We start from the raw sequence: 19,080 nt of genomic DNA on the forward strand, positions 1-19,080 counted from the left end.
ACTCACCAGCCCGCCGTGTCACGGAAAACAGTGCGCTTGCCCATGGCGGACATCACCAGTTCCAAGAGCTGTTTCGCACGGTTCTCGTAGAACTGCTCAAAATCGGCGGTGTGGAGTGTGGCCGGATCGATGAGATGAGTGGCAACGACATCGTCGAACCACTCGGCGCGCATGCCCGACTCCAGGACGAGCGACTTGAGATACACCGCGGGGGATCCCGTCATGCCCCGGCCGGCCCGGAACGACAGCGGCGTCTTGTTGACGATCGAATTCGCGCGGGCGGAGTAGGCGTAGTAGTTCTTGGCGACCCACGCCTTGGAGAAGACCTGCCGGACCTCCACATTGTGCTCGACGAGCCGGCCCGCGTTGAGCGGCGCGTCGGAGTAGTACCAGTCGACCGCGCCCTGTTTCACCAGAAGCGCGTAAATCCCCTTGTACGCGGCGCTGTTGCGGGTCGTCAGACTGTTCAGCCGGTCATCGAGGAACGCCGCCTCGCTGACCGTGTCGGGAACGACCCCCTCCACGCCCCGGATCCAGCCGATCAGCTGTTCCACATCACGGGTGAACCGGCTCTCCGTCGAGCCGCCGTACATCTCGCCCAGCACACCGCACCAATACCACTGGGTGATCCGCTCGTCGCTGCCCGGACGGTCGGTCTCCTCGCCGAGGACGGCGCGTACCGCGGCCAGCGGTACCAGCTGGGTGCGGTACGGCAGATCGGCGGAGCGGATGATGCACTGACGCTCCAGGAAGGCGCCCACCCACTGGAACGCCTCCGCCAGCCGCGGTGCCAGCCGGCGGAACTCGGAGAGCGGCAGATTCAGCAGATCCCGGCGCTTGCAGGAGACCGAGGCGCGGGGGTTGGCCTGCTTGCGCTCCCAGGTGTGGACCAGAGCGACCGCCTGCAGGAAGTCGCTGCTGCTCAGGCCGTCCTCGAGATCCGCCTCGGGCCGGCCGAAGACAGGATGGTTCTGGGTCAGGCCCTTCTTGATCCCCTCCCACTGGATGGGGAGCCGGTAGTAGTCGCCGTGTTCGGCGAAATGAGGCTGATTGCCCGCGTAGGTGGCCGTGAGCAGCTCGAAGACGTTCAGCGGCACGCCGCCCGTGTTGACCCGCTCGAACACGGCGCAGACGGCATCGAGGGTGGTGGACGCCGCGAGCTTGATCATCGGAACTTGGAACGCGTTCATGTGATTGAGCACGCGCTCGACGAACTGGCCCCACACGCCCCAGTTCGTGGGGTCGGCGGACACGAACTTCTGCTGCCACGCGTTGACCCGCTGCGTATCGAACACAAGATGCAGGGGGAAGTAACCGGCCGCGCACTCCCCGTCGGTCGTGCTCAGGTCGAAGACAACCTTCCGGGCGAAGTCCGATTTGAGGATACGGTCCTCGGGCACGGACACCACGGCGTCGTCGCGATCGGCCGGCTCCCCGATCGCCTTGGCGATATCGATGTAGTACCAGCGACGCAGATCCTTGCCGCGGGCGTCGACCGTCTCGACCGGCAGGTCCCGGTGCAGCGCCTGGAACAGTGAGGTCAGCCGCTGCTGTCCGTCCAGGAGCAGCAGATCGGGCACGGTGCCGTCCGCGTCCTCCGCGCCCTTGAGCGTCCGGGCCTTGAAGGGGGAGGTGCCGCCGGTCTGAAGCGCCATCACAACGCCCAGCGGATAGTCCAGCGTGACCGTGGCGACGAGCGCCCTGATCCGTTCGTCGTCCCACTTCCAGTTGCGCTGGAAGTCCGGAAGCTGCAGTACGCCGGACGCGACATCCTTGAGGACATCGCTGAGTTTGAGACTGTCGAGCGCCACGCTGAGATTCCCCCGCTTTGAACCGCTGAGAAGGTGAACTGCCGAGAGGCCGGACGGTGTAACGGACGATTGCATCAAAGTGACCGTCCGTACGTCAACCTTCCGGCAGAGTGACCGGCCCCCCGTACGTAATGCGAGACTGACGCGGTGAGTACCGACAGCCCCGACCGCACCGGCCCGGTCAGCGCCGCCCGGCGGCGTGACGTGATCGACGCCCTTCGGCGAGGCGCCGTCCCCGAGAGCGGGCTCGGCCTCCTCGCGACCGGCCTGGACCGGTTCGAGGCCGCGCTCGACGCGGAACTCGAGGCGGTCGCCTCGGGCGCCTCCGTCTTCAAAGCCGTACGCGGCGAGTACGGATCCGGCAAGACGTTCTTCACCCGGTGGCTCGGCGAGCGCGCCAAGCGGCGTAACTTCGCCGTCGCCGAGATCCAGATCTCGGAGACCGAGACGCCGCTGCACAAACTGGAGACCGTCTACCGCCGGCTCACCGAGCGGCTGGCCACGCCCGGGTTCCCGCCGAGCGCACTGCGCCCGGTCGCGGACGCCTGGTTCTACGCCCTGGAGGAGGACGCGCTCACGGCGGGAGCCTCCGAGGAAGACCTGGCCGGCGCGGTCGAAGCCCTGATGACGGCGCGGCTCACGGAGGTCTCCCGGCACGCCCCGTCGTTCGCCACCGCGCTGCGCGGATACCGTACGGCCCTCGCCGCCGGGGACGAGGCCACTGCCTCGGCCGTCATGGCCTGGCTCGGCGGACAGCCCCATGTGGCCGCCTCGGCCCGCCGGGCCGCCGGTGTCCGGGGGGATCTCGACCACTTCGGCGCCCTCGGGTTTCTGCAGGGGCTGCTCACGGTGCTGCGGGACTCGGGACACTCGGGGCTCTTCGTCGTACTCGACGAGGTGGAGACGCTCCAGCGGGTCCGGTCCGACGCGCGCGACAAGGCGTTGAACGCGTTGCGGCAGCTCATTGACGAAGTGCACTCCGGGCGGTTCCCCGGTCTGTATCTGCTGATCACCGGGACACCCGCGTTCTACGACGGCAGACAGGGCGTCCAGCGGCTGGCGCCCCTGGCCCAGCGGCTCGCCACCGACTTCACCACCGAGCCGCGCTTCGACAATCCGCGCGCCGTGCAACTACGGCTTCCCGGCTTCACCCTGGACTCGCTGGTGGGCCTCGGACTCACCATCCGGGACCTCTACGCGTCGGGATCGCCCGACCCCGAACGGGTCAGGAAGCTCGCGGACGACGCCTATGTCGCCGAGCTGGCCGGCGCGGTCGGCGGAGCACTCGGCGGAAAGGCCGGTGTCGCGCCCCGGCTCTTCCTCAAGAAACTCGTCAGCGATGTGCTGGACCGTATCGACCAGTTCGAGGACTTCGACCCGCGTCAGCACTACGCCCTCACCGTGCACACGGCGGAGTTGAGCGAGGTGGAACGGAACGCCGCGGCGGAGCCGGCGAACGCCGACGACGTCGAGCTGGAGCTTCCGTGACGGCACAGCCCGGTACACCTGAGGGGCCTGGGGGTCTCGATCCGCTGGACCGGCTGCATCCCGGGCTGGTCCATCACATCGTCAACACCCTTGGCTGGCCCGGACTCCGGCCGCTCCAGGAGGAGGCCGTCGCGCCCCTCATGGACGGCTCGGACGCCCTGCTGCTCGCCCCCACTGCCGGCGGGAAGACCGAGGCGGCGTCCTTTCCGCTGCTGTCACGGATGGACGCGGAGCGGTGGACCGGAACGTCGGTGCTCTACGTGTGTCCGCTGAAGGCGCTGCTCAACAACCTGCTGCCGAGGCTGGAGACGTACACCTCCTGGCTGGGGCGGTCGGCCGCGCTCTGGCACGGGGACGTTCCGCAGTCCCGCCGCAAGCGCGTCCTGCGCGAGCGCCCGGATGTACTGCTCACCACTCCGGAGTCGCTGGAGGCGATGCTGGTCAGCGCCAATGTCGACCATCGCGCTTTCTTCTCGGGGCTGCGGGCGATCGTCGTCGACGAGGTGCACGCCTTCGCCGGGGACGACCGGGGCTGGCATCTGCTGGCCGTACTGGAGCGGCTGGAGCGGGTGGTCGGCCGGCCGGTGCAGCGCGTCGGGCTCTCCGCGACGGTCGGCAACCCGGCGGAGCTGCTGAGCTGGCTGCAGGGGGCGGGCGCGGGGAAGCGAGAGGCGCGGGTGGTTGCGCCCCATCTGCGCGAAGCCGCGCCGGAGTTGCCGCCGCCCGGGGACGTCCAGCTCGACTACGTGGGGTCGCTCGCCAACGCGGCGACGGTGATCGCCGCCCTGCACCGGGGCGAGAAGCGCCTGGTGTTCTGCGAGTCCCGCCGGCAGGTCGAGAAGCTCGGTGAGGCGCTGCGGGCGAAGGGGGTCACCACCTTCCTGTCGCACGCGTCGCTGTCCGTGGACGAGCGGAGGCGGGCGGAGGAAGCGTTCGCTGAGGCGAGGGACTGCGTCATCGTCTCCACCAGCACACTGGAACTCGGCATCGACGTGGGCGACCTGGACCGGGTCATCCAGATCGACGCGCCCGCGACCGTGGCCTCGTTCCTGCAGCGTCTCGGCCGCACGGGCCGGCGGAGCGGTTCGCCGCGCAACTGTCTGTTCCTGGCCCTCGACGAGCCCGGTCTGCTCTCCGCGGCGGCCCTTCTCCTGCTCTGGTCCCGGGGCTGGGTGGAACCGGTCGTCGCACCGCCCGAACCCCGCCATATCGTGGCCCAGCAGGTTCTCGCGCTCTGCCTCCAGGAACACCGCGTCGGCGACCGGCTGTGGCAGGACTGGTGGGGCGGCCTAGGCCCCTTCGGACCCGCCGCCGAGCCGATCGTGCGTCATCTCCTCGACGAGGGCTATGTGGACCGGGACGGCGGGATGATGTTCATCGGCCCCGAGGCCGAACGGCGCTTCGGCTTCCGGCACTTCATGGACCTCACGGCGGTGTTCACCGCCGCCCCCGAGTTCACGGTCCTGTCGGGCCGTACGGAGATCGGCACGACGGATCCCGCCCTGCTCACGGACGAAGTCGTCGGTCCGAGAAGGCTGTTGCTCGCGGGACGCAGCTGGCAGGTCACCTACATCGACTGGTCGCGGCGGCGCTGCTTCGTCGAGCCGGTGGAGGGTGGCGGCCGGGCCCGCTGGGGTGCGGTGGGCTTCGCCCGTACCGCTTCGTACGAGCTGACGCGGGCGGCGCGCGAGGTCCTGCTCGGCGCGACGCCTCCGGTCGGCCTTACCCGGCGGGCCGAGGGCGCGCTGGCGCGGGCGCGTGACGACGGCGCCGAGCTGGTGCACGCGCACGGCACGGTGATCGTGCGGGGCGGGCAGGGTACGAGCGTGCGCTGGTGGACCTGGGCCGGGCACCGGGCCAACGCCACGCTCGCCGCCACACTCGGTTCGGTCTCCGACCCCGTGCAGCGTCCCGCCGACGCGTATGTCCGGTTGCGCGAGGACATCACGCCGGGGGAGTGGAAGAACGCCGTCGCCGAGGGCGTCCAGCGGTTGTCCCTGCCCTCCGTGGACCCGCGCGCTGTGGCCGGGCTGAAGTTCGGCGCGGCACTGCCACAGCGATTGGCCGAGGCGACCATGGCCGCCAGGCTGGCCGACCTCGACGGTGCTGCTGCCGCTCTCCGGGAGCCGTTCCAGTACGCGGTGGTCCGCGGGTGACTGGAAGGGCTGTTGGAAGGGCTGTTTTCGGCCCTGTGGTAGCTTGCGGGAGCCAGTCGAACCCATGTACGTGGGTCAGGGAATCCGGTGTGAATCCGGAGCTGACGCGCAGCGGTGAGGGGGACGGGCGGGGCATCGGCCACTGGACTGCCGTCCGGGAAGGCGCCTCGTTCGAGTGATCCTGAGTCCGAAGACCTGCTGGCCCCTCCGTTCCTGTTCGGGGACGGGGGAGCACCGTACGAACGGGCTCCGCGCATGGGCCCTCGAACGCAGAGGATCTTCCGTGCTGAACGCGCGCCCCTTCCGTATGTCTCTTGTGCGTAAGTCCGTTGTGCCTGTCGCTCTGCTCGTCGCGGGGGCGTTGACGCTCACCGCCTGTGGGGGTGACGGGGAGAAGTCAGAGGTGTCGGGCAAGGCCGGTGGCGGTCAGGCCGTCTCGGGGGGCGGGTATCCCCTCAGCCTCAAGAACTGCGGGCAGACCGTCACCGTCAAGGCCGAGCCCCGGCGGGCCGTGTCGCTCAACCAGGGCACCACCGAGATCATGCTCACGCTCGGGCTCGCCGACCGGATGGCCGGGACCGCGACCTGGACCGATCCGCTGCCCAAGGCGCTGGTCAAGGCCAATGCCGAGGTGCCGCGGCTGGCCGACAACAACCCCTCCTTCGAGAAGGTGCTCGACGCCGAGCCCGACTTCGTCGCGTCGTCCTTCATCTCGACCCTGGGCAAGGGCGGCGTCGCCACGCGGGCGCAGTTCGAGAAGCTCGGTGTGCCGACGTACGTCTCGCCGGCCGACTGCACCAAGAACGACAAGGTCGTGGGTACGGACGGCGCCCGGTCCACCCCGCTGACCATGGACGTCATCTACCAAGAGGTGGAGGACCTGGCCAAGGTCTTCGGTGAGGAGAAGCGCGGTGCGGAGGTCGTCGCCTCGCTGAAGGCGCGGATGGCCGCCGCCGTGGAGGGGATCGATCCCGTCAAGGCCAAGAAGACCACCGTCCTCTACTGGTTCGCGAACTCCGACTCCCCCTACATGGCCGGCTGCTGCGGCGCCCCCGGGATCATCACCAACGCGGTCGGCGCGAAGAACATCTTCGACGACACCCAGGACGAATGGCCCCAGATCAACTGGGAGACCGTCGCCGACCGCAACCCCGACTTCCTCGTCATCGGTGACCTCACGCGCAAGTCGCAGACCGCCGAGACCGCCGCGAAGAAGATCGAGTTCCTGGAGTCCAACCCCGTCACGAAGAAGATGGACGCGGTCAAGCACAAGCGGTACGTGCTGCTCAGCGGCCAGGCGATGAATCCGACCATCCGCACCGTCGAAGGGGTCGAGAAGGTCGCCGCCGCGCTGCGCGCGTACGCGCCCGCCAAGTGACCGGCGTACGAGGGACCGGCGTACGAATGACTGCCGAACGAGTGGCTGCCGCACGCGTGACGCGTGCGCGGCTGGGCCTCATGGCGCTCGGCGGCTTCGGGCTGCTGCTGCTCTCCGTCGCGCTCGCCCTCACCATCGGCCCCGCGGACATCCGCGTGGGTGACGTCTGGTCGGTCGTCGCCGCCCATCTCGGTGTCGGCGAATCGCACGTCACCCCGATCCGGGACGGCATCGTATGGAATCTGCGGCTGCCGCGCACCCTCCTCGCCGCCGTGTGCGGGGCCGGGCTCGCGGTGTGCGGGGCGGTCATGCAGTCGCTGCTGCGCAATCCGCTCGCCGACCCCTTTGTGCTCGGGGTCTCGTCCGGGGCGTCGACCGGCGCCGTGGTGGTCGTCGTCCTCGGGGTCGGCGGGGGCGTGGTCTCGCTCTCCGCCGGGGCGTTCCTCGGGGCGCTGCTGTCGTTCGCGATGGTGCTGGTGCTGAGTCATACGCTCGGCGGGACGACGGACCGGGTGGTGCTCTCCGGGGTCGCTGCGATGCAGCTCTTCTCCGCGCTCACCTCCTTCGTCGTCATGACGTCGGCCGACGCCGAGACCACCCGCGGGGTGCTCTTCTGGCTGCTCGGCTCGCTCAGCGGCGCCGGCTGGACGGACGTCTGGGTCTGCGCCGCCGTGCTCGCGGTCGCGCTGGTGGTCTGCGGCGGATACGCCCGTACCCTCGACGCCTTCGCGTTCGGCCAGGACGCGGCGGCCACGCTCGGCGTCTCCGTCGGCCGTACGCGGCTGGTGCTGCTCTGCGTCACGGCGCTGCTGACCGCCGCGCTGGTCAGCAGCGCGGGGGCGATCGGCTTCGTCGGGCTCGTCCTGCCGCACGCCGCCCGCGCGCTGGTCGGCCCCGGGCACAGCAGGCTGCTGCCGGTCACGGCGCTGGCCGGGGCGGTGTTCCTGGTGTGGGTCGACACGCTGGCCCGTACCGTTCTCGATCCGCAGGAGGTACCGGTGGGTGTGGTGACGTCGCTGATCGGCGTGCCGGCGTTCGTGCTCGTCCTCTACCGGGGGCGGCGGGTGGCGTCATGAACGGTGATTCGGGTACGGATTCGGGCACTGGGCTTGGGCTGCGCGCCGAGCGCGTCTCCCGTACCCTCGCCGGCGGCCGGCTCATCCTCGACGGCGTCGGCCTCGCGCCCGCGCCCGGCTCCACCCTCGGGCTGCTCGGGCCCAACGGCTCCGGCAAGTCGACTCTCCTGCGGATCCTCGCCGGGGTCCTCGCGCCCGCCTCCGGTGTGGTCACCCTCGACGGCCGTCCGCTCGCCGATGTCGGCCGCCGCGCCGTCGCCCGCCGGATCGCCGTCGTCGAGCAACAGACCGACACCCAGGTCGAGTTGACCGTACGGGACGTGGTGCGCCTCGGCCGGATCCCGCACCGCCGCGCCTGGGCCGCCGCGTCGGCGGGCGACGAGGCAGCCGTTGCCACGGCGCTGGAGCGCACCGGTCTGACGGGCCGGGCGGACCAGTCCTGGCACACCCTCTCCGGCGGTGAGCGCCAGCGCGTCCAGATCGCCCGCGCGCTCGCCCAGGACCCGCGCGAACTCCTCCTCGACGAGCCGACCAACCACCTCGACATCCAGCACCAACTCGACCTGCTGAACCTCGTCGCCGCGCTCCCCGTCACCACCGTCATCGCGCTGCACGACCTGAACCTCGCGGCGATGTACTGCGATCAGATCGTGGTCCTCCGGGCGGGCCGCGTCGTCGCCGCGGGGCCGCCGGGCGACACCCTCACCGAGGAGCTGATCGCGGACGTCTACGGCGTGCGCGCCACCGTCACCCGCGAGGGCCCCGACGGCCGGCCGCATGTGCGGTTCCTGGGGACGGTGGCCGGCGACTCCACCGTGTCGGCGCCGGTGCCGGCGTCGGTGCCGGGTGATTCACCTCACGCGGAGTCGCTCCAGCCTTAATGCGTATGATGCGCAAGTGCCTAGTTATCGCATCCGTACCGCGACCCCCAGTGATCTCGACGCCGCGCGCGCCGTGATGCTCGACACCGTCTACCGGGACTTCGGTACGGGCTATGTGCCGCGCTGGCACGCCGACATCATCGATCCGGCCGCCTTCTACCTCGCGTCGCCGCGTCACACCCTCCTCGTCGCTGTCGAGGAAGGGGGCGACGGTGAGGGTGGTCGCGAGGCGGGCGGTGCCGTCGCCGGGGTCGCCGCGCTCGACTCCCGGGGGCCCGCCCATCCCCCCAACCCCGCCTGGCTCGCGGAGCGTTACCCCTCCGGCGAGACCGCCCAGCTGCGCCGTGTGTACGTACGGCCCGGCCATCGGCGCCGGGGTCTCGCGCGCGAGCTGGTGCGGGAGCTGGTGGGCTTCGCCGCGGCGGACGGTGGGTATCGCTCCGTGTATCTGCACACCGACCCGGCCGTTCCGGGGGCCGAGGCGTTCTGGCGGTCGATGGGCAAAGCGGTGTGCGACGAGCGCGAGGACGGCGGGGAGACAGTTCATTTCGAGATACCGATGGGCTGAGCGAGCGAGCGGGCGAACCCGGAGTGCTTATGAAAATGATTGTCATGTAATCTCTCGTTCGTTCGCCCCGAACAGCTCCGCAGAACAGAGAACGAGGACCATGCGCTCCGTCCGACGCCGCCGGTTGGCCGCCGGCCTGCTGCTCACCCCCCTGCTCGCGCCCCTGCTCTCCGGCTGCTTCGCCTCCGGCGCGGACTCCTCGGACACCTCGTCCGCCAAGGGCGGGGCCAACGGTTCCGCCGAGGGCAGGCGGCTGCGCGTCGCGCTCGCCTTCCCGCCCGCCGAGAACCTCTCCCCGTACGGCGCCGACGCCACCCTCCTCAGCCGGCTCGGCGTCACCGAGGGGCTGACGAAGCTGGACGGCAACGGAGCCGCCGCCCCCTCCCTCGCCGAGTCCTGGACCAGGGAGAACGGCCGCAGCTGGCTCTTCACACTGCGCGACGCGCACTTCCAGGACGGGACCGTCGTCACGGCCGCCGCAGCCGCCGCCTCCCTCACCCACGCCGCCGCGGCCACCCCCATACCCGCCGCGCTCTCCGGCGTCACACTGACCGCCGAGGCGGCCGGCGAGGGGCGCGTACGGGTCACGACCGCGAAGCCCGACCCCGTACTGCCGCTGCGGCTGGCCGGACCCAGCCTCGCCGTGCTCTCCCCGAAGGCGTACGGCAAGGACGGCAAGGCCACCCCGATCGCCACCGCCACCGGCCCCTTCGAGCTGACCAAGGTCAACGGCTCCACCTCCGCCACCCTCGACCGCTTCGACGACTACTGGGGCGGCCGGGCCCAGGCGTCCGGCATCGACGCCAAGTTCATCGCCGACGGCACGGCCCGCGCCAACGCGCTGCGCAGCGGCGAGGAGGACATCGCCGAGGCCGTACCCGTCTCGCAGGCCGCGTCCCTCGCCAAGGGCACCGCCCGCGAAGTACCCACCTCCCGCACCACCAGCCTCCTCCTCAACACCCGTTCGGGGCCGTTCGCCGACCCGGCGCTCCGGGCCGCCGCCCGTGCGGCGCTGGACACCTCCGTACTCGCCAAGAACGTCTTCGAAGGCCACGCCGACCCCGGCCAGGGCATCTTCGGGCCCGCGCTGAGCTGGGCCGCGGGCAAGCGCGTCGCCCCGGTCGGACGGGCGAAGCCGGCGGGCGCGGGCGCGGTGAAGGGGACGGCGATCACCCTCGCCACGTACGACAACCGGCCCGAGCTGCCCGAGGTCGCCCAGGTGCTCCAACAGCAGCTGGAGAAGGCCGGGTTCACGGTCAAGCTGACCGTACGGGAGTACTCGCGGCTCGAAAGCGACGCGCTCGCCGGGAAGTTCGACGCCGTCGTCGCCGCGCGCAACACCATGCTCGACACCGGCGACCCGGTCTCCATCCTCGCCTCCGACTACACCTGCGACGGCACCTACAACCTGGCACTCCTCTGCGACAAGGCCGTGGACAAGGCCGTCGCCACCGCCGACGCCACCGCCGACCCCGCGAAGCGGCAGGACGCGGCGATGGCGGCCGAGGCGCGGATCCTGGGCACGGACGCGGTCGTTCCGCTCGTACACCAGCGGAACATCCTCGGTGTCGCCGACGCCGTGCAGGGCGTGGTCCTCGACCCGTACGAGCGCACGCTCGTCGCCACCGGCACGCGGCGCTGATCCGAGCATGCGGCGTTCCACACCGCGTTCGGTGCCGCGTTTCACACCGCGTTCCGTGCCGCTTTCCCTTCCGCGTCTCACGGGGCTGAACGCACTTCCGGGGCTGGCCCTGCTGTGGCGGGCCGCCCTCGCGGGCGGTCTGCTGTGCGCGATCGGGCTGCTGCCCTGGCTCTCGCGCACCGACCCCGCGCTGACCGTCCTCAAGGCGCGGTCCGCCGAGCGCGACCCCACCCCCGAAGTGCTCGACGCGATACGGGACCAACTCGGCCTCGGCGCCGGGCCCGTCCATCTCCTCGGGCAGTGGCTCGGCGGCCTCGCGCACGGCGACGCGGGCCACTCGTGGATCTCCGGCGCCGCCGTACTGCCCGCCGTCGTCCAGTCCCTGGGCGCGTCGCTGCTGCTCATGGGCGCGGCGATGGCGGTCGCGCTGGTCACGGCGGGCGCGGTGTGCGCCCGTACGCTGCGGCGCGGGGCCGCCGGGCGGAGCCGCCCGGCGCGGTCCGGCGGCGCGGCGGCGATGCTCGCCTCGCTCCCCGAGTTCCTCACCGCGTCCGTGCTGGCCACCGTGGTCGGCGTCCAGCTCGGCTGGCTGCCCGCGCTCGGCTGGTACGGGCCGAAGTGGCTGGTCCTGCCCGCGCTCGCACTCGGCGTGCCCGCCGGCGCGCTGCTCGGCCGGCTGCTCGACGACGCGCTGCCCGGCGCCTTCGCCGAACCGTGGGCGCTGGCCGCGACCGCGCGCGGCATACCGGAGCGCCGCATCGCCCGCCAGGCGGTACGGCGCTGCTTCCCCGGACTGCTGCCGAACCTCGGGCTGTTCGTCGTCGGCCTCACCGGCGGCGCGGTCGCCGTCGAGCAGATCTTCGACATACCCGGCCTCGGCCGGCTCACCCTCCAGGCCGCGATCGCGCAGGATCTGCCCGTACTCCAGGCCGGTACGCTCGCGCTCCTGCTCCTCGCGGCGGTGGCGGGCGGCGCGGCGCGCGGCTTCGCCCATCTGCTCCTCGGCCCGGTCCTGCGCGACGGCGCGCTCCAGTCCCCGCACCGGCCGCGGCCCGGCCGCTCCGTACTGCCCCTGGTGTACGGGGTGCCGCTGCTCGCCGTCATCGGCGCGGGCCTGGCCCGCGATCCGCTGGCGCTGGACACCGGCGCGCGGCTGCGGGCGCCGTCCTGGGCGCACCCGTTCGGTACGGACGCGCTGGGCCGCGACGTACTGGCCCGCGTCGGGCACGGCGCGCTCACCACGCTCGCCCTGGCGCTGGCGGTGAGCGCCGCCGCGCTGCTGATCGGGGTGGTGCTGGGGCTGCTGCCGAAGGCGTCGGGCCCGGCGGTCGACACGGTCAACGCCATACCGCCCGTCCTCGCCGGGCTGCTGGTCGTCGGGGTCGCGGGCAGCGGCCCGTACACCCCGGCGCTGGCGGTGGCCGCCGTCGCATGGGCGCCGCTGGCGGCGCACGCCGGCGCGCTGCTCACGCAGGAACGGGCCACCACGCACCTGGCCGCGACGCGCGCGCTGGGCGCGGGACCCCTGCATCTGCTCCGCTACGACCTGCTGCCCGCCGTGCTCCCGCCCGTCACCCGGCACGCGCTGCTGCGGCTGCCCGCGGTGGCGCTGGCGCTGGCGTCGCTGGGCTTCCTCGGTCTGGGCGCGCAGCCGCCGGACCCGGAGTGGGGCCTGCTGCTCGCCGAGAACCTCCCGTACGCGGAACGCGCCCCCTGGGCGGTCCTGGCCCCGGCCGCGGTACTGGCGCTGCTGGGCGCGCTGGCGGTGTCGGCGGCGGGCGGGGTGCGGGTGCCGGGGTGGCGGGGACGGGGATCGGCCGCCCCGGGTTCGGACCCGGGTTCGGACTCGGGTTCCGGGCCGGGGCCCGAGACCGGCCGGGCGCTGCCGTACGAGGTGGATGAGGTGCCTCGTACGACCGTATACGCGGCCTCCGGGCCGAAGGGGGAAGTGTGACCGCCGAGCAGCCAGTACGGGAGACGGCGCCGGAGCCGGTATCGAAGGCGGTAGCGAAGGCAGCACCGGAAGCGGCACTGGCGGCTGCACCGGAGGCTGCACTGGAGGTGGCCAGGACGGGGCGGTCGCGTGCCTCCGGGCCCGGGGTGCGGCGCTTCGGGGTCTGGCGGGATCTGTCGCCGTTGCTGCGCCTGCTGATCCTGACCCAACTCGCCTTCAACGTCGGGTTCTTCGCCGTACTGCCCTTCCTCTCCGAACACCTCGGCGCGGCCCTCGGCATGGCGGGCTGGACGGTCGGGCTGGTGCTCGGGCTGCGGACGTTCAGCCAGCAGGGCATGTTCGTGGTGGGCGGCGCGCTGACCGACCGGTACGGCGTCAGGCCCGTGGTGCTGGCGGGCTGTGTCCTGCGCATCGGCGGGTTCGCCTGGCTCGGGTACGCGGACGGTACGGCGTCGGTCATCGGCGCCGTCCTGCTGACCGGCTTCGCGGCGGCGCTGTTCTCACCGGCGGTGGAGTCGGAGGTGGCCCGGCAGGCGGTGGCCCGCGAGGAGGCGGGCGGCGGGCCGCGCACCGATGTGCTGGCGCTCTTCACCGTGGCCGGCCAGGCGGGCGCGTTCGTCGGCCCGCTGCTGGGGGCGCTGCTGCTGGCGGTGGACTTCCGCACGGTCTGCCTCGCCGGGGCGGGGATCTTCGTCCTCGTGCTGGCCGGGCACGCGTGGCTGCTGCCGCGCCGTGTGCCGGGCCGCTCGCGCGGCGATGGTGGAGGTACCGGTGGCGGAGGCGGCGATAGCGGAGGCGCCGACGGCGAGCACCGGGGCGCGGCACGGGCGTTGCTCGGCAACCGGCCGTTCCTCGCGCTGTGCGCGGTGTACGGGACATATCTGCTGGCGTACAACCAGCTCTACCTGGCCCTCCCAGCGGAGGTGGAGCGCGCGGCGGGCTCCCAGGCGCCGCTGGCCTGGCTGTTCGCGCTCTCGTCGCTGCTGGTCGTGACGGCCCAGCTACCGGTCACCCGCTGGGCGGCGGACCGGCTAGACCTGCGCCGCTCGATGGCCGCCGGGCTGCTGCTCCTGGCGGCGGGCTTCGCGCTCGTGGCCGCCGCACTGCCTGCGGGGCGTACGGGCACGGTGGGCCTCCTCCCGGCGGCAGGCTTCGTGGCGCTGCTCACCCTGGGCCAGATGCTCATAGCCCCGGCCGCCCGCGCCTGGCTCCCCGACCTGGCCACCCCGGGCCGACTGGGTCTCTACACGGGCGCGCTGTCCTCCGTATCCGGCCTGATCGTCCTGGCGGGCAGCGCGGCCACGGGCTCCCTACTGGACGCGGGCCTCCCGACGGCAGCGGTCTGGCTGGTCCTGGCGGCACTACCGGTCGCGGCGATCGGGGCACTGCCGGGACGGGGACGGGGACGGGGGCGGGACCGGGGCGCGGAGCCGCCTGGGTAGGTCATGTCCTGCTGGTCGCTGTGGGCAAGGGGTGCCTGCCCAGGGGGCCGACCGGACTGCTGCTTGGTTCGGGGTCCGGCGGGTGGGCGGACCCTGCGGGGCTGCGCGGCAGTGGAGTGGGGGTGCGCGGCCCCGTCTCGGCGGCCGACGGCCGGTTGTTTGCTGAGACTGGTCACCGTGGGGTTTTCGGGTGCGGGTCAGTACCAAGAGGTAGACAGGGGTGGGTCGGTGGCGCGGGTGGTGGGTGTGGGGCCGCCCCTCCGGCTGTGAGTGTCGCGTCTCCGTGACAGGTGTAAAGGGCGCTCCTGCGTCGCGTCGCTGCGCGATGACCTTCGGTCACCCTTGACTCCTGTCCCGGAGTCGCAAGTGCGGCTTTTCGGGAGGGGCGGCCGGGTGGGAGGGGGTTGCCCGGGGGACCGGATGTCCTGCTACTCGGCTCAGGGTCCGGCGGCCCGGTGGACCCTGCGGGGCCACGCGGCAGAGGAGAGGGGCAGTGGGGCTCGTCTCGGCGGCCGACGGCCGTCTGTTTGCTGGCACTCGTGCCCCGCTGGTCACTCCGGGTGGGGGAGGGGCTGGTGGGACGTGTGTGGCGACAAGTGGGCTCCCGAAGGCCGTCTTCGCGTCCAGGAGTGCGTCTTATGCACCTCAGGACACATGTGCCGTCCGGAGAGGCCCCCAACTGCCCGCCAAAGTACCCCATATGGGACATGTCGATGGGGGTGGGGTGCTTGATCCCGACGACTGCGACGCTGTAGCCGTCTGACGGGCCGGAAGTGGCTCTACCGTCGCACTCCCCGCCCCCGGGCACCGCCCGGAGATCCCCGGACCGGCCCGGGGACCCGAGCCGGGCAGCAGACCCCGCCCGCCTTCCGGGCACCGCAGCGCAACGGTGACCAGCGGGGCATGAGTCGCAACCGGCAGCGGACCGTTGGCCGCCGAGCCGGTGTCGGGCCGCCCCTCTCCTCTGCCGCGTGGCCCCGCAGGGTCCACCGGCCCGCCGGACCCTGAACCGAGTAGCAGAACGGCCGGTCTCCTGGGCCCCCCTCACCCCCCGGCCGCCCCTCCCGAAAAGCCGCACTTGCGTCTCCGGGGCAGGTGTCAAGGGGGACCGAAGGTCATCGCGCAGCGACGCGACGCAGGAGCGCCCTTTACACCTGTCACGGAGACGCGACACTCAAACGCTGGAGGGGCGGCCCCCTTCCCAACAACCTCCGCCACCCACCCACCCCACTCAACACCGCTCTGACCCGCACCCGACAACACCCCAGTGACCAGCGGGACATGAGCCGCAACCAGCACCGGACCATCAGCCGCCCAGCCGGTGCCGCGCCACCCCACTCCACTGCCGCGCAGCCCCACAGGGCCGACGCCCTCCCCTCCCCTCACCCCACCGGGTACGCGTGCCGTCGTGCTGACCAGACCACCGCCAGTGCCGCCGCGATCAGGGGCAGTGCCGTCCAGGGGAGGGCTCCCGGGCCGGTGCTTTCCAGGACCACCCCGCCCGTCAGGGAGCCCGCCGCTATGCCCGCGTTGTAGACCGTCGTCTGCATAGCCGTCGCCACGTCCGCGCGTGACGGGCCCGAGATCCGGACCAGGGCCGTCTGGATCAGCGTCGGTGCGCCGCCGAAGGCCGCGCCCCAGGCGGCGACGGCGGGCAGCAGGGCCGCCGGGTGGCCGCCGGACAGGGCCAGTGCGAGCTGCGCCGCCGCGATGACGGCCAGCGCGCCCAGCAGCGTGGCACGCGGGTGGCGGTCGATGAGGGCGCCGGTGAGCCAGATCCCGGCGACCGTCGCGGCGCCGAAGACCAGCAGCACCACTCCCGTACGGCCGAAGCCGGCGTGTTCGGAGAACGGCGCGAGGTACGTGTACATGGTCTGGTGGCCCAGGAGCAGCAGCAGCGTCGTCGACAGCACCGCGAGCATCCCCGGTACGGCGGCGATCCGCCGCAACGGCGCCCGGTCGGCGGCCGGTTCGCCCGGGAAGTCCGGGACGCGCAGCCGTACCCACCCCACCAGCAGCCCCGCCAGCGCCGCCACCGTCCCGAACGCCGCCCGCCAGCCGAACAGCGACGCCAGCGCCGTGCCCGCCGGGATGCCGAGGGAGAGCGCCACGGTGATCCCGGCCAGCACGATCGCGATGGCCCGCCCCCGCCGCTCCGCCGGGACCATCCGCGCCGCGTACCCCGCGAGCATCGCCCACATCGTGCCGCCCATCACGCCGGCCAGCAGCCGCGCCCCGAACGTCAGCCAGTACTCGGACGAGACGGCGGTCACGGCGTTGCACACCGCGAAACCGGCCAGCGCCCCGATGAGCACCGGGCGCCGTCGCAGCCCGCGCAGCGCCGCCGTCAGCGGGATCGCCGCCAGAAAGGACGCGGCGGCGTAGCCGGTCACCAGGAACCCCACCCGCCCCTCTGACACCCCCAGACTCCGGCTCATCCCGGGCAGCAGCCCGGCGGGGAGCAGTTCGGTCATGACGGCGGTGAACGCGGCCGTGAAGAGGGCCAGCAGCCCCCACAGGGGCAGGCCGGGCGCTACGGCGGCGGGCGACGGTCCGGCCGTGGGCATGGAGGTGCCGTTGCCGGTCGATACGGTGGGCATGCGACCATCGTGAGACCTTCACATCAGTGTGAAGGCAAGCCCGGCCGAACGCCGGACCCCCACGAGCCGAACGCCGGACGGATCCCACGAGCGGAGTGCTATGCGCATCGGCGAACTCTCCCGGCGCACCGGCGTCCCCACCCGCATGCTGCGCTACTACGAGGAGCAGGACCTCCTCCACCCCGAGCGCGCCGAGAACGGCTACCGCGTCTACGACGAGGCCGCCGTACCCCGCGTCCAGCAGCTCCGGGGGCTGCTCGACTCCGGGCTCACCACCGAGATCATCCGCCGGATCCTCCCCTTCCTGAACCGGCCGGACCAGATCCATCTCCACCCGGAGTGCCTGACCCCGGAGACCGCCGCGCTGCTGCGCGAGGAGGCGGAACGGATCCATCAGCGCGTCGAGTGCCTCGCCCGCAACCGCGACGCCATCTACGCCTACCTCGACGCCGTACAGCCGAAGGGCGCGGACGGAAGGTAAACGCGGACGGAAAGGTGGACGCGGGCGCGTAGGCCGCCGGGCTCGGCCTCTCGGCCGGCGCGATCACCTGGGTGCTCGGCTCACTGCTTCATCAGGCGCGACGGAATGCCGGCAACGGGCTTCGCGCCGCTGCTCTGCGCGGTGATCGTAACGGCGGGCATGCTGCCGGCGGGCCGGCTCACGCCCCGTCGGCCGGACGCTGCATCCGCAGCGCCAGCTCCCGCAGCAGCTCCTCCGACGTGATGTCCGTACGGCCGCTGTCGTGCACCCGGGCCAGCTCGGCGTATACGTACGAGAACGCGCCGATCAGCCGCATCACGGCGGGCAGCGCCGCCTCCGTCACCGCGTGGGCCGCCTCCAGCGGGGTGGCCTCGGGGGAGACCGTGAACGACGGGAAGACCTCCGCGAGCAGCGAGCCGATCTGGCCCGCCCCCGGCACGGCGGGCCGGTCCCCGGCGCCGGACCGGTCCCCGGCGCCTGGCTCCGCCTCCGGGCCGGCGCTCCTGACCCACTCGGCGGACTGGGTGAGAATTCCGATGGCCCTGAGGACGACTTCGTTCTGCTCCATGTCCGAGAGAGTATCCAGGCAGGTGCGGGGGCGGGAGGGGCGCGCGTCCGCGGTCCGCGCCGGGTGGAAGTGGTCAAAACCCGGACGCGGCGGTGGGATCGGACCTACTCTCAAGTGGTGTCCGGGGCGTCCGGCCGAGTGCTCGTTGTCGATGACAACCGAGTGATCCGGCAACTGATCAGGGTCAACCTTGAGCTTGAGGGGTTCGAGGTCGTGACCGCGGCCGATGGTGCCGAATGCCTGGAGGTCGTGCACGACGTCCGCCCCGATGTCATCACCCTCGACGTGGTCATGCCCCGGCTCGACGGGATGCGCACCGCCGCCAGGCTCCGCGCCGACCCGCGTACGCGCCCGCTGCCCATCGCGATCATCAGCGCCTGTACGCAGCACGAGGTGGAAGCGGGCCTGACCGCCGGGGTCGACGCCTTCCTGGCCAAGCCGTTCGAACCGGCGGAGCTGGTCAGCCTCGTCGGACGCCTCTCACGCCGCGAGAACCCGCAGGGGCCGCCACCCAGAACGCCTCCCGGCGGGGGGCCGTGGTTCGTTTTGGGCTGAGCCCGGTGCGGGCCTGCGGGTTGCCTCCCGGCGAGGGGCCGTGGTTCGTTTTGGGCTGAGCCCGGTGCGGGCCTGCGGGTTGCCTCCCGGCGAGGGGCCGTGGTTTGTCTTGGGCGGGGCCCGGTGGGTACGTGCGGGTGGCCCCGGCGGGGGGGCGTGGTCCGTCTTGGGCGGGGCCCGGTGGGTACGTGCGGGTGGCCCCGGCGGGGGGGGCGTGGTCCGTCTTGGGCTGGGCCCGGTGGGTACCTGCGGGTTGTTGCCGGGGTCCCCTCCGGGGGCACATGCCCGGACTGCACGATTTACGCCGCGTGCGGGCCGGAACACACAGCGCGGGTCTCGCTCAGCGGCACAAATCGCGCTTTACGTCCGGACACATACCCCCTGCGGTGCCCCCTTCACCCGCCCGCACAGACCCACCGGGCCGGACCCCGGACGTTTGCGCACCGGCCGTCCACCGACCGGAGGGGGCCGGGGTCGCAG

At 72.4% G+C, this 19,080-nt stretch carries 14 protein-coding genes and 1 riboswitch; of the genes, 11 read left to right on the top strand and 3 right to left on the bottom strand.

Going from position 1 to position 19,080, the window contains the following annotated elements:
• Nucleotides 1–2: 2 nt before the first annotated feature.
• Nucleotides 3–1,811, bottom strand: a complete 1,809-nt coding sequence (locus AB0389_RS20395) for a DUF262 domain-containing protein (RefSeq protein WP_366396835.1) — start codon at nucleotides 1,809–1,811, stop codon at nucleotides 3–5.
• A gap of 147 nt (nucleotides 1,812–1,958) precedes the next feature.
• Between AB0389_RS20395 and brxD the strand changes: the two genes are divergently transcribed.
• From brxD to AB0389_RS20440, 9 genes are all read left to right on the top strand, one after another.
• Nucleotides 1,959–3,299 (top strand): BREX system ATP-binding protein BrxD, encoded by a 1,341-nt coding sequence (gene brxD, locus AB0389_RS20400; protein WP_366396836.1) that lies wholly within the window; start codon nucleotides 1,959–1,961, stop codon nucleotides 3,297–3,299.
• Entirely contained in the window at nucleotides 3,296–5,455 is a 2,160-nt protein-coding gene (locus AB0389_RS20405; RefSeq protein WP_366396837.1) for a DEAD/DEAH box helicase, read from the top strand. The genes brxD and AB0389_RS20405 overlap by 4 nt, the downstream gene beginning before the upstream one ends.
• A gap of 36 nt (nucleotides 5,456–5,491) precedes the next feature.
• A riboswitch (cobalamin riboswitch) is annotated at nucleotides 5,492–5,673 on the top strand.
• 89 nt (nucleotides 5,674–5,762) lie between these two features.
• Complete coding sequence (locus AB0389_RS20410) at nucleotides 5,763–6,833, top strand: ABC transporter substrate-binding protein (RefSeq protein ID WP_366396921.1); 1,071 nt, start codon at nucleotides 5,763–5,765, stop codon at nucleotides 6,831–6,833.
• An 80-nt stretch (nucleotides 6,834–6,913) separates the two neighbouring features.
• Nucleotides 6,914–7,909: an iron chelate uptake ABC transporter family permease subunit gene (locus AB0389_RS20415; protein ID WP_366396922.1), complete on the top strand. Its 996-nt coding sequence runs from the start codon at nucleotides 6,914–6,916 to the stop codon at nucleotides 7,907–7,909.
• The gene (locus tag AB0389_RS20420; RefSeq protein WP_366396839.1) at nucleotides 7,906–8,790 is read left to right on the top strand and encodes an ABC transporter ATP-binding protein; all 885 of its coding nucleotides are present in this window, start codon (nucleotides 7,906–7,908) and stop codon (nucleotides 8,788–8,790) included. The genes AB0389_RS20415 and AB0389_RS20420 overlap by 4 nt, the downstream gene beginning before the upstream one ends.
• 16 nt (nucleotides 8,791–8,806) lie before the next feature.
• Nucleotides 8,807–9,358: a GNAT family N-acetyltransferase gene (locus tag AB0389_RS20425; RefSeq protein ID WP_366396840.1), complete on the top strand. Its 552-nt coding sequence runs from the start codon at nucleotides 8,807–8,809 to the stop codon at nucleotides 9,356–9,358.
• 100 nt (nucleotides 9,359–9,458) lie between these two features.
• Entirely contained in the window at nucleotides 9,459–11,000 is a 1,542-nt protein-coding gene (locus AB0389_RS20430; RefSeq protein WP_366396841.1) for an ABC transporter substrate-binding protein, read from the top strand.
• Nucleotides 11,001–11,055: 55 nt separating this feature from the next.
• Nucleotides 11,056–12,954 (top strand): ABC transporter permease subunit, encoded by a 1,899-nt coding sequence (locus AB0389_RS20435; RefSeq protein WP_366396842.1) that lies wholly within the window; start codon nucleotides 11,056–11,058, stop codon nucleotides 12,952–12,954.
• 146 nt (nucleotides 12,955–13,100) lie between these two features.
• On the top strand, nucleotides 13,101–14,396 hold the full coding sequence (locus AB0389_RS20440) for an MFS transporter (RefSeq protein WP_366396923.1): 1,296 nt from the start codon (nucleotides 13,101–13,103) through the stop codon (nucleotides 14,394–14,396).
• 1,382 nt (nucleotides 14,397–15,778) lie between these two features.
• Here the strand turns inward: AB0389_RS20440 and AB0389_RS20445 are convergent.
• Entirely contained in the window at nucleotides 15,779–16,996 is a 1,218-nt protein-coding gene (locus AB0389_RS20445; protein WP_366396843.1) for an MFS transporter, read from the bottom strand.
• 100 nt (nucleotides 16,997–17,096) lie between these two features.
• Here AB0389_RS20445 and AB0389_RS20450 point away from each other — a divergent pair, with 100 nt between their 5' ends.
• Nucleotides 17,097–17,477 (top strand): MerR family transcriptional regulator, encoded by a 381-nt coding sequence (locus tag AB0389_RS20450; protein WP_366396844.1) that lies wholly within the window; start codon nucleotides 17,097–17,099, stop codon nucleotides 17,475–17,477.
• Nucleotides 17,478–17,655: 178 nt separating this feature from the next.
• On the opposite strand, the gene AB0389_RS20455 is transcribed toward AB0389_RS20450, so the two are convergent.
• Nucleotides 17,656–18,045, bottom strand: a complete 390-nt coding sequence (locus AB0389_RS20455) for a hypothetical protein (protein ID WP_366396845.1) — start codon at nucleotides 18,043–18,045, stop codon at nucleotides 17,656–17,658.
• A 63-nt stretch (nucleotides 18,046–18,108) separates the two neighbouring features.
• Between AB0389_RS20455 and AB0389_RS20460 the strand changes: the two genes are divergently transcribed.
• On the top strand, nucleotides 18,109–18,600 hold the full coding sequence (locus AB0389_RS20460; protein ID WP_366396846.1) for a response regulator: 492 nt from the start codon (nucleotides 18,109–18,111) through the stop codon (nucleotides 18,598–18,600).
• Nucleotides 18,601–19,080: the final 480 nt, after the last annotated feature.

This window comes from Streptomyces sp. NPDC093109 (genome assembly GCF_040701725.1).
In the GTDB taxonomy this organism is placed as follows: Bacteria; Actinomycetota; Actinomycetes; order Streptomycetales; family Streptomycetaceae; genus Streptomyces.